The 10,533-nt window shown below is 64.6% G+C and carries 9 protein-coding genes; 2 read left to right on the top strand and 7 right to left on the bottom strand.

Annotation, left to right across the window (positions count from 1 at the left end; genetic code table 11):
- Positions 1-157 precede the first annotated feature (157 nt).
- The 4 genes from ACOJTD_RS07785 to ACOJTD_RS07770 form a co-directional block, all read right to left on the bottom strand.
- Complete coding sequence (locus ACOJTD_RS07785) at positions 158-1,018, bottom strand: MaoC/PaaZ C-terminal domain-containing protein (RefSeq protein ID WP_420132348.1); 861 nt, start codon at positions 1,016-1,018, stop codon at positions 158-160.
- 146 nt (positions 1,019-1,164) lie between these two features.
- A complete protein-coding gene (locus ACOJTD_RS07780) occupies positions 1,165-1,557 on the bottom strand; it encodes a Zn-ribbon domain-containing OB-fold protein (protein WP_420132347.1) in 393 nt (130 codons plus the stop codon).
- Complete coding sequence (locus tag ACOJTD_RS07775) at positions 1,557-2,705, bottom strand: thiolase domain-containing protein (RefSeq protein ID WP_420132346.1); 1,149 nt, start codon at positions 2,703-2,705, stop codon at positions 1,557-1,559. Before ACOJTD_RS07775 ends, ACOJTD_RS07780 begins: the two co-directional genes overlap by 1 nt.
- 216 nt (positions 2,706-2,921) lie before the next feature.
- Positions 2,922-6,407 (bottom strand): indolepyruvate ferredoxin oxidoreductase family protein, encoded by a 3,486-nt coding sequence (locus tag ACOJTD_RS07770; RefSeq protein ID WP_420132345.1) that lies wholly within the window; start codon positions 6,405-6,407, stop codon positions 2,922-2,924.
- A gap of 285 nt (positions 6,408-6,692) precedes the next feature.
- Between ACOJTD_RS07770 and ACOJTD_RS07765 the strand changes: the two genes are divergently transcribed.
- Both ACOJTD_RS07765 and ACOJTD_RS07760 read left to right on the top strand, forming a co-directional pair.
- A complete protein-coding gene (locus ACOJTD_RS07765) occupies positions 6,693-7,133 on the top strand; it encodes a hypothetical protein (RefSeq protein ID WP_420132344.1) in 441 nt (146 codons plus the stop codon).
- Positions 7,134-7,335: 202 nt separating this feature from the next.
- Positions 7,336-7,611, top strand: a complete 276-nt coding sequence (locus tag ACOJTD_RS07760; protein WP_420132343.1) for a GCG_CRPN prefix-to-repeats domain-containing protein — start codon at positions 7,336-7,338, stop codon at positions 7,609-7,611.
- A 94-nt stretch (positions 7,612-7,705) separates the two neighbouring features.
- Here ACOJTD_RS07760 and ACOJTD_RS07755 read toward each other — a convergent pair whose 3' ends face one another.
- The 3 genes from ACOJTD_RS07755 to ACOJTD_RS07745 all read right to left on the bottom strand — a co-directional run.
- Positions 7,706-8,518, bottom strand: coding sequence for a DUF1295 domain-containing protein (locus ACOJTD_RS07755; protein WP_420132342.1), 813 nt, complete (start codon positions 8,516-8,518; stop codon positions 7,706-7,708).
- Positions 8,519-8,641: 123 nt separating this feature from the next.
- Positions 8,642-9,187 (bottom strand): hypothetical protein, encoded by a 546-nt coding sequence (locus ACOJTD_RS07750; protein ID WP_420132341.1) that lies wholly within the window; start codon positions 9,185-9,187, stop codon positions 8,642-8,644.
- A 169-nt stretch (positions 9,188-9,356) separates the two neighbouring features.
- The coding region (locus ACOJTD_RS07745) for an acyl-CoA carboxylase subunit beta (RefSeq protein WP_420132340.1) at positions 9,357-10,533 on the bottom strand (1,177 nt) is incomplete at its 5' end.

Here is a 10,533-nt window from a genome sequence, read left to right as displayed (position 1 = left end):
AAACCCGGGGGCCCGGGCGGGGGGCGGCCGCCCCCCCCCCGGACGTTAGAGCGGGCACCCCGGTTAGTGCCGCGCTGCAGGAACCGGGGCCCCGGATCTGCGGCGCATCGGCCGCTGCGCGGCCATGCACCTTGTCCGGAGCACAGATCGCAGTGCGTCAGCCAAGCACGGTCCGGCCGCTCTTGATCACGGTAACGTCGCGCGCCTTCACCCGCGCCTCGAACGAGATCACGTCGCCGTCCTTCCACAGATCCATCGTCACGGTCTCGCCCGGATAGACCGGCGACGAGAACCGCACCGCGTGCTGCCTGAAGGCGGCCGCGTCGTAGTCCGCGTAGGTCTGCAGCACGCCACGGCAGGTGATGCCATAGGTACACATGCCGTGCAGAATCGGCCGCGGGAAGCCGGCCTTCTTGGCGAATTCCGGATCTGAATGCAGCGGATTGCGATCGCCGCACAGCCGATAGATCAGCGCCTGATCGGGGCGGGTCGAAATATCGATGCTGCGATCCGGCGCGCGGCTGGGCATCTTGTGCGGCTCGGGCTGTTCCAGGGCCGGACCGCCGAAGCCACCATCGCCGCGAGCGAACCGCGACGCCAGCAGCGTTGCCAGTTCCGCGCCGGTCTCGTCACGCAGCACTGTCTGGTGACGGATCACCACGCCCTTGTCTTTGCCCTTGTCGTAGACCTGCACGACGCTGGAGTCGGCCGTGATGTTCGCGGCGACCGGCATCGGCCGGTGGAAGGTGATGTCGCGCTCGCCGTCGACGACCAGCAGGCGGTTGAGATTCATCTCGCCCGGCCCTGCGCCCCACGCTGCGACCGACGCGAAGGTCGGCACAACTTTCAGCGGCCGCTCGGTGTAGGTCGCTTCGTTGACGAAAGCGAGTTCCTTCTCGTCCATCGGATCGGCGCCCATACCGATGCCGTAGGCGTAAAGCATCACATCGCGGTCAGTGTAAGTGTACTTCTGCCCGACGCTCTTCAGCGCCATCAGTTCGTCATAGCGGGCCGACATCGGCTTCTCCTTGTTCTTGTCTTTGACGAAAAACGCGATCTCTCCGTCATTGCGAGCGCAGCGAAGCAATCCAGAGCGTCGAGCGCCGTGGCTGAATTGCTTCGTCGCTTTGCTCCTCGCAATGACGGGTGGGCGCGGTTGTGCGATCAAGCCACCGTGAAGAACGGCAGCGGCGCGCCGCCGTCGCTGGGCTTGAACACCACCTTGACCTTGCTGCCGATCTTCAGGGATGCGAAATCGCAATCGACGAAGTTGGTCAGCACCGAGGGACCTTCCTTCAGCGTGACGTAACCGATCGCGTAGGGACCGGTCGCCGATTTGCGCATCAGGCTGAAGCTGTAGATCTCGCCCTCGCCCTTGCTCTCTTCCCAGACCGTCTCGTCCGAGAAGCAGAACGGGCACAGCGCGCGCGGGAAGTAATGCGCTTCGCCGCAAGAGGTGCAGCGCTTGATCAGCAGCTTGCCTTCGGTCGCAGCATCCCAGAACGGCTTGGTTTCCGGATTGCCCTGAGGCGCGGGATATTTGACGGGGTTGTTCATCACACGCGCTCCAGAATGCAGGTCGATGCGCCGTGGCGGATGCCGAGCATGCCGCCGGTGCCGTGAGCCAAAGCGAGATCGCAGTTCGGCACCTGCACCTTGGGGTGCGCCTCGCCGCGGAGCTGTCGCACAGCCTCGAGCAGCTTGGTCATGCCGCCGCGATTGACCGGATGGTTGCTGCACAGCCCGCCGCCATCGGTGTTGAACGGCAGCTTGCCGACGCCCGAGATCAAATTGCCGTCGGCGACGAACTTGCCGCCCTCGCCCTTCTTGCAGAAGCCGAGATCTTCGAGCTGCATCAGCACCGTGATGGTGAAGCTGTCGTAGATCGAGGCGTACTTGATGTCCTTCGGCGTCACGCCGGCCATCTCGAACGCAGCCGGGCCGGACCACACGCCCGCCGAGTAGGTCAGATCGAGATCCTTGCCGCCGCGCGGGCCCTTGATCGACTCGCCCGCGCCGATCATCCGCACCAGCGGCCGCTTCAGGCTGCGGGCGATCTCCTCGGTGGTGACGATCAGCGCGCCGCCACCATCAGTGACGACGCAGCAATCCAGCCGATGCAGCGGATCGGCAATCATCGGCGAATTCAGCACGTCCTCGACCGTGACGACGTCGCGCAGCATCGCATGCTCGTTGTATTGCGCATGATGCGAAGCCGCGACCTTGATCCAGGCGAGTTGCTCGGAGGTCGTGCCGTATTCGTGCATGTGCCGCGCCGCGCACATCGCATAGACGTTGTGCGTGGTGGCGCCATAGGCGAGTTCGAAATCACCTTCCGCGCCGACGGGACGCGGCGGCAACGCGCCAGTGCGAGGCTTTCCGGCCAGCGTGATCAGCGCCACCGAGCAGCGCCCCGCCGCGATGGCTTCGGCGGCGTGGCCGAGATGCACCAGATAGGAGCAGCCACCGGTGTCGGTCGAATCGAAATGGCGCACCTTGAGGCCGAGATAATCGACCATCGCCATCACGCCACCCGGCGCATCGCCGGCGCAGAAGTAGCCGTCGATGTCGGCCTTGGTCAGCCCGGCGTCTTCGATCGCGCCTTTGGCGACTTCGGCGTGCAGCTGGGCGATGGATTTATCAGGCGCGTGGCGCGTGGGATGTTCGTAGATGCCGGCAACGTAGGCCTTGCCTCTTATGGTCAACGCAGTTCTCCGCTGGCGTTTGGTCGGAGAAGATGTTTCGCCCGTCAGAGACGAATTGGCAAGCGCCTGGCGACGCCCGCGACGCATGCCGTCCATCAGGACTTGCATGTGCTTGTCCGGGACCCCGGTGCCTTCTGATGCTGGGATAACCGGGGCCCCGGATCTGCAGTCCATCGCGTCGCGATGGACTTTGTCCGGGGCACGGAATTCGTCGAACTACTCCGCCGCCATCTGCCGCGGCGGTGCGGGCTGCGGATCGCGCAGGTTGGCGCGCAGTTCGGCATATCGCGGTTGAGTGTCGTCGACCGACTTCTGCTTGATCGGACCGTAGCCGCGGATCAGGTCTGGCATCGACAGCAGGTCGATCGCGGTCTGCGCCGTCGCCGGCGACAAATGCCGCAGCACGCTGGCGACGTCGGCCTCGTAGTCGGCAATCAGCTGCCGCTCGAGCTTGCGCTCCGGGTGATAGCCGAAGACGTCGATCGGCGTGCCGCGGACGAAGCGCAGCGCCGCCAACGTCCGGAACACCGGACGCATGCCTTCGCCGAACTGTCGCTTCTTCGGCCGGCCGGTGACGTCGTTGCCGGGCAGGATCGGCGGCGCCAGGTTGAAGCTGACCTTGTAGTCGCCTTCAAACTGATCCTTGATCTGCTGCTCGAACGCCGGCAGCGTCAACAGCCGCGCCACTTCGTACTCGTCCTTGTAAGCGAGCAGCTTGGCGTAGTTGATCGCCACCGCACGCGGCAGCGCCTCATCATAACCTCCGGCATCGGCCGCCGCGCGGACCTTGGCGACGAGATCGCCGTAACGCCGGGCGAGCCGCTTGCTCTGATAGTCGGTGAGCATCGCCATGCGATGAGCAATGATCTCGTCGAGCGACATCTCGCCTTGGGTCTTCGGCGCGGTGGTTGCCTCGGCCCCTTGCAGCAGCGATGCGAGCCGCTCCGGATCAGCGGCAGCAAGACGGCCGAGCCGAAACGCCTGCGTGTTCATCTTGATCGACACGCCGTTCAGCTCGATCGCCTGCTCGATCGCCGTGGCGGAGAGCGGCAGCAGACCGCGCTGATAGGCATAGCCCATCATCATCATGTTGGTGGCGATCGCGTCACCGAGCAGCGTCTCGGCCGCCTTGGTGAAGTCGAGGAACGACGAGTCCTTGGTGAGCGCCGCCGTCAGCACGCTGTTGACCTTGCGAGTCTGGAAGTCGAAGTCGCGATTGCGGATGAAGTCCGCGATCGGGATCAGATGCGTATTAACCACGCCGTTGGTGCGCGCGCTGTCGCACAGCGAGATCGTCTCCTTTGAAATCGCCATCACCTCGTCGGCGACGATCAGCACGTCGGCCGATCCGGTGACGATGCGCGAACAGGTGACTTCCTCGGGCTTCTCCGACAGCCGCACGTGGCTCAGCACCGCGCCGCCCTTCTGCGCGAGGCCGGACATGTCGAGGATCATCGAGGCCTTGCCTTCGATATGCGCCGCCATGCCGAGCAGCGCGCCGATCGTCAGCACACCGGTGCCGCCGACGCCGCCGACCGCGATGTTGTAGGGCTTCTCCAATCCCGGCCGGCTTGACGGCTCGGGCAGATCGCCGAGCGAGCCGAGATCGACCGCAGCCCGCTTGCGCAGCTTGCCGCCGTCGATGGTGACGAAGGACGGGCAGAAGCCCTTGAGGCAGGAATAGTCCTTGTTGCAGCTCGACTGATTGATGGTGCGCTTGCGGCCGAGCTCGGTCTCCAGCGGCTCCACCGAGATGCAGTTGGACTGCACCGAGCAATCTCCGCAGCCTTCGCACACCGCGGCGTTGATCATCACGCGACGCGCCGGATCTTCCAGCGTGCCGCGCTTGCGGCGGCGGCGTTTCTCGGCCGCGCAGGTCTGCACGAACACGATGGCCGAGGCCCCTGCGATCTCGCGGCATTCCTTCATCACCGCGTCGAGTTCATCGCGATGCCGCGTCCGTGTGCCCGGCGCGATGCTGTCGGCCGGATAGGCGTCGGGATTTTCCGACACCAGATAGATGTGGCGGATGCCCTCGGAATGCAGCTGATAGGTGATCTGCTGCGGCGACAGATCGCCGTCGTGGCGCTGCCCCCCGGTCATGGCCACCGCGTCGTTGTACAGGATCTTGTAGGTGATGTTCGCCTTGGAAGCGATCGACTGCCGGATCGCCAGCGAGCCGGAATGGAAGTACGTGCCGTCGCCCAAATTGGCGAAGATGTGCTTCTCGTCAGTGAACGGCGCGATGCCGACCCACGGCACGCCCTCGCCGCCCATGTGGGTGAACGTCTCGGTGTTGCGGTCCATCCACAGCGACATGAAGTGGCAGCCGATGCCGGCCAGTGCGCGGCTGCCTTCCGGCACCTTGGTCGAGGTGTTATGCGGGCAGCCCGAGCAGAAGTACGGCGTACGCACTAGCGGCACGACATTCTGGACCTGCGAGGCGTCGCGGCCGTGGAACCAGTCGGCCTTCGCGCGCAGCATCTCGGCGATGGTTGGATCGATCTCCATCGCCAGCAGCCGGTCGACCACCGATGTCGCGACCTTGGCGACGCTCAGCTCCTGAGCGAACGGCAGCAGGCGATGATCGTGCTCGTCCATCTTGCCGATCACGCGCGGACGTTCGCGCATGCCGAACAGATGCTGCTTGACCTGGTTCTCGACGATCTCGCGGCGCTCTTCGATGACGAAGATCTCGTCGAGCCCGCGCGCGAACTCGCGCACGCCTTCCGGCTCAAGCGGCCACGGCATGCCGATCTTGTACAGCCGCAGGCCGATCCGCGCCGCGACCTGCTCGTCGATGCCGAGCTCGCGCAGCGCCTGGCGCACGTCCTCGTAGCTCTTGCCGGAGGCCATGATGCCGAACCGCGCGTTCGGCGAGTCCATCGTGACGCGATTGACCTTGTTGGCGCGGGCGAAAGCAATCGCCGCAAAGCCCTTGTAGTCCTGCAGCCGGCGGTCCTGATCGTAGCGGTCGTCAGGCCAGCGCAGATTGAGGCCGCCGGGCGGCATCTCGAAATCACTCGGAATGACGAACGGCGTCATCTCGTCGGCGAGATTGATCTCGGCGGTTGTCTCCACCGTCTCGGTGATCACCTTCATGCCGACCCAGCAGCCGGAGTAGCGCGACATCGCGATGCCGAGCAGCCCCATCTCGATGATCTCGTGGATCGAGGACGGATACAGATACGGCATCAACGCTGCGATGAAGGCATGGTCGGACTGATGCGGCACGGTCGACGACTTGGCGCCGTGATCGTCGCCGGCGAGACACAGCACGCCGCCGTTCTTCGCGGATCCGGCGGCGTTGCCGTGGCGGAAAACGTCGCCGCAGCGATCGACGCCCGGACCTTTGCCGTACCAGATCCCGGTGATGCCGTCATACTGCGCGCCGGGCGACAGGTTGAGCTGCTGCGTGCCCCAGATCGCGGTGGCCGCGAGGTCTTCATTCACGCCCGGCTGGAATTTGACGTTGTACTGTTCGAGGTGCCGCCGCGCCGAGATCAGCTGCTGATCGTAGCCACCGAGCGGCGAGCCGCGATAGCCGGTGACGAAGCCTGCGGTGTTGAGGCCCGCGGCGCGATCGCGCCGGACCTGCGCCATCGGCAGCCGCACCAGCGCCTGAATGCCGGTGAGGAAGATGTGACCCGAATGCTGCGTGTATTTCTGATCGAGACTGATCGGTCCCTGGTCGATTCCCATACGGCCCTCATAGAGCGTTTCGACCGCGCAACCGTTGCCGCTGCTGCGGTCTTTGGAATCAGTCTATGCCGGTTTATGTCGCGGACGCATCACAAAAAACGGCGACGCTGACGGCGTTTGCATGTTCGCAGTTTTCGTACCGAACATATGCCGCGGCTTGCCGTTTCGTTCGTTCGGATGGCCTCGAGAGACCGTTCGTGTCGCACTCTTGGGTCGACCGAAACAGCGGGTTTCGGAACAGATTGGGCGGCGCCGGATTGTTTCGGAACAGAAAGGAGGAGCTGCATGGTGCAAGGAACTTCGCAAGGCAAGCCGAACGACCCTACTCAGTCGGATCGGACGGACTCGAGAGATCCAGCGCGGTTCGATCAGGACCTGCAGGCCGATCCCGAACTGCGCGACGGCCGGATTGGCACCGGGCGAATCATCGCTTTCGCGGTGGCGATCGCCCTTGTCTTTGGCGCGGTGTTCTACGGCATGAATTCATCCGCCGTGGACCCGAAAACCGCGCCGGTCGCGACCACTGTGCCCGACACCCCGCTCAGCCTGGCCGCACAGGAGGCTCAGGCCAAGCAAGCGGCTCCCGCAGCGACCGACACTGGTCCACGCACCAACGCAGCACCCGGCGTAACGACCGGCGCTGCGCCGTCGCATGCACAGACGCCATCGTCCCCTTCCAATCAGCCGAGCGGCAGCGAAATCCATCGGGACAATTCGCCGAAGTAACGGCGGTACCTCATTTCGACGTTTTTAATGCGGCGGATGCTGAGGCATCCGCCGCATTGCGCTGCGGCATTGCGAAGCCACATCGCGCTGGTTGTTCATGCGGTGTTTACGCTGAATCGGATAAGCGAAGCCTCGGGGCAAACGCATGCGAAAGCGTGCGGAGTTTCAGCAGCCGCACACGCGGCCGAACGAGGGAAATCCGATGAAGATGTTGATCGCAGCCGCCGCTTTCGCCGCTGGGCTTGCCGGCGCGAGCGCCGCGAACGCCATGCCGCTGGCTCCGCTGGGTTCTGGCAACAGCTCCGATGTGATTCAAGTCGCGCAGGGTTGCGGTCCGGGCTGGGCTCGAGGCCCGATGGGCCGTTGCCGCCCGATGTATCGCCGCCCGCCGGTGGTCGTTCCGCCGCGCGTCGTTGCACCGCGCGTCTGTCCGCCCGGCTATTTCTGGCGTGCCGGCCGCTGCCTGCGCCGCTACTGAGCCGAAGCGCCCGATCAACAATCGAGCCCCGCTTCGGCGGGGCTTTTTTGTTCCGGACACCGCCGGCAGGCTGCGTTCCTCGCGGCCGCAGGCTCTAGCGGCCGAAAGCTTCCCTCAGCCTGCGGAGCGTGTAGATGGTCGTGATCGGAAACAGGATGGGCACGGTCCGCACATAGTCCTGATAGTCCGGCAGTGCACCGTAGCGTTCGTCCTGCTTGCGCTCCAGGCCCGCCGCGGCGGCCGTCATCAGCCCCAGAATATACAGCAGGCCCAGCGTGGTCAGCAGCCACGCCGCCACAGTCGCATAGGCCGAGAGACCGGCGATCCAGACGCCGAACCAGAACAGCATCTCACCGAAGTAGTTCGGACAGCGCACCATCTGATACAGCCCAGCGTCGCAATAATGCGACGGGTTGGTCTGCTTATACGTATACTTCTGCCAGTCGGCGACGCTCTCGATCACCAGGCCGGCCACCATCAGCATCACGCCGAGCGGCGTCGAGGCCGGCCAGACACCTTCTGCCTGCAGCGAAGCGGCCAGCACGGCAGGCAAAAACCGCAGCGTGAACAGCAGGCTGACGCCCAGCCAGATCGCCGCCTTCTGCCAGAGTTGCACATCGCTTGTTCGTCGCTCGGCAATGTCCAATTCCTTAGCGTAGCCCGGATTGCGCTCGCGCATTGCCAGGAAGGCGCCAAGCCGGGCGCCGTAGGCGAGCAACGCCAGCATCAGCAGCAGCACCCAGCCCTCGATGCTGGCGTAAAACACCAGCATGAAGACGAGGCTCTGCGCCGCGATGGCGCCCGCATAGCACAGACTGACGAAGTAATAGACCCTGCGAAAGCCGGCCGCCGATACGGCGAGGCAGACCAGGAAGGCCAGACCGACCAGACCCCACGGAACAGTCATGTCGCTCGCTCCGATGTTCGCTGTCAGGTGAAGTAACTTACGCCCACGGCGCCCTGCGGACTATGCAGCAGTTCGTCGGGCCCCTTGCGGCTTTGCGAGCGCATCAGCCGCTCGCGCCTTGGCTCACTTCTGCTGACAGCGCTGCCCGGGAACGCGGGTATCGCAGACCCTGGCGGCGTCGAACAGGCTGGTCAGCGCCTTGAGCTGCTTGGCATCGGGGACGAAGCGCTGCGCCTTCTGCAGCACGTAGAAATTCTCGCGGCCCTGCACCGCCTTCGTCCAAGTCTGCAGTAAACCGCCGCCGTCCTTCGGCTTCGCGCAGGTCTCGATCCAGGCCGCCATCGGATACAGATTTTCGGTGCCACCTTTGAGCTTTTCGAAGGTCGCGCCCGGACACTCGGCGAGCGCCGCTTTTTCTGACCGCGCCCGAAACGCCTCGGGCGCTTCATCGGCCTGCTTGAGCAGCACCTGCGTCGACAGCTTCTCGGTCCAGCTGGCAACGCTCTGGCCCTGCGGAACCATGACGGTCGTCTTGGTCTGCTCGGTGCCGGACTCGGCGACCACCTTGAAGCCCTTCGGCGGCTTCAGCAGCATCTGCTCTTCGGCGTGGGCCGGCAACGCCAGCGCCACGGTAGCGGCCAGAACGGCGAGATAGCGTCGGCACATCATGATGGACCCGCGGAAGGATGCCGAACTCTGCCCGAGAAGTAGATGGGATTCAATATCAGCCGCAACAAGCAAGAACGCGCCGCTGCGGTCCGCAGGGCGCGTTCTGATCGGGTCCGAGCGGTCTTCCATTCGTCCGGCGCGCTCGGCGCTGCGGACGGGAAAAGACCGGTTACAACGGCATATTGTCGTGCTTCTTGGCTGGGATTTCCATTTTCTTGTCGCGCAGCATGGCCAGCGCGCGCGCGATCCGGCGACGCGTTGCATGCGGCATGATCACGTCGTCGATGTAGCCCCGCTCGGCAGCGACGAACGGCGACAGGAAGCGGTCCTCGTATTCCTTGGTGCGGGCCGCGATCTTGTCGGGGTCGTTCATGTCCTGGCGGAAGATGATCTCGACCGCGCCCTTGGCGCCCATCACGGCGATCTGCGCGGTCGGCCAGGCGTAGTTGATGTCGGCACCGATCTCCTTCGACGCCATGACGTCGAACGCGCCGCCATAGGCCTTGCGGGTGATCAGCGTCACCAGCGGCACGGTGCATTGCGAGAACGCAAACAGCAGCTTGGCGCCGTGCTTGATCAGGCCACCATATTCCTGCGCGGTGCCCGGCAGAAAGCCCGGAACGTCGACGAAGGTGACGATCGGGATGTTGAAGGCGTCGCAGAACCGCACAAACCGCGCGGCCTTGCGTGAGGCATCGCTATCGAGCACGCCGGCCAGCACCATCGGCTGGTTGGCGACGAAGCCGACCGTGCGGCCGGCGATGCGGCCGAAGCCGGTGATGATATTCTTGGCGAAAGTATCCTGCAGCTCGAAGAAGTCGCCCTCGTCGACGACCTTCAGGATCAGCTCCTTCATGTCGTAGGGCTTGTTCGGATTATCCGGGATCAGCGTATCGAGCGAAAAGTCCTCGCGCTCGATGTCGTCGAAGCTCGGCCATTCCGGCACGCCTTCGCTGCTGTTCGCCGGCAGGAAGTCGAGCAGCCGGCGCATCTGCAGCAAGGTCGCGACGTCGTTCTCGAACGCACCGTCGGCGATCGACGATTTGGTGGCATGCACCGAGGCGCCGCCGAGTTCCTCCGGCGTGACGACCTCGTTGGTCACCGTCTTCACGACGTCGGGGCCGGTGACGAACATGTAGCTGGTGTTCTTCACCATGAAGATGAAGTCGGTCATCGCCGGCGCATATACGTCGCCGCCGGCGCAGGGGCCCATGATGACGCTGATCTGCGGGATCACGCCGGAGGCTTGTACCACGCGACGGAATACGTAGGAGTAACCGGCGAGCGCCGCGACGCCCTCCTGGATGCGCGCGCCGCCGGCATCGTACAGGCCGATGATCGGAGCA

Origin of the sequence: Rhodopseudomonas sp. (genome assembly GCF_048594845.1) — a bacterium.
Classification (GTDB): Bacteria; Pseudomonadota; Alphaproteobacteria; order Rhizobiales; family Xanthobacteraceae; genus Rhodopseudomonas.
The sequence above is the reverse complement of the archived record's forward strand: the minus strand, read 5'-3'. Positions and strand labels throughout refer to the sequence as shown.

Excerpts from the sequence above, each read along its gene's own strand:
- ACOJTD_RS07780 (WP_420132347.1), bottom strand. The coding sequence starts at position 1,557 with ATGAACAACCCCGTCAAATATCCCGCGCCTCAGGGCAATCCGGAAACC.
- ACOJTD_RS07755 (WP_420132342.1), bottom strand. The coding sequence starts at position 8,518 with ATGACTGTTCCGTGGGGTCTGGTCGGTCTGGCCTTCCTGGTCTGCCTC.
- ACOJTD_RS07770 (WP_420132345.1), bottom strand. The coding sequence starts at position 6,407 with ATGGGAATCGACCAGGGACCGATCAGTCTCGATCAGAAATACACGCAG.
- ACOJTD_RS07785 (WP_420132348.1), bottom strand. The coding sequence starts at position 1,018 with ATGTCGGCCCGCTATGACGAACTGATGGCGCTGAAGAGCGTCGGGCAG.
- ACOJTD_RS07765 (WP_420132344.1), top strand. The coding sequence starts at position 6,693 with ATGGTGCAAGGAACTTCGCAAGGCAAGCCGAACGACCCTACTCAGTCG.
- ACOJTD_RS07750 (WP_420132341.1), bottom strand. The coding sequence starts at position 9,187 with ATGATGTGCCGACGCTATCTCGCCGTTCTGGCCGCTACCGTGGCGCTG.
- ACOJTD_RS07760 (WP_420132343.1), top strand. The coding sequence starts at position 7,336 with ATGAAGATGTTGATCGCAGCCGCCGCTTTCGCCGCTGGGCTTGCCGGC.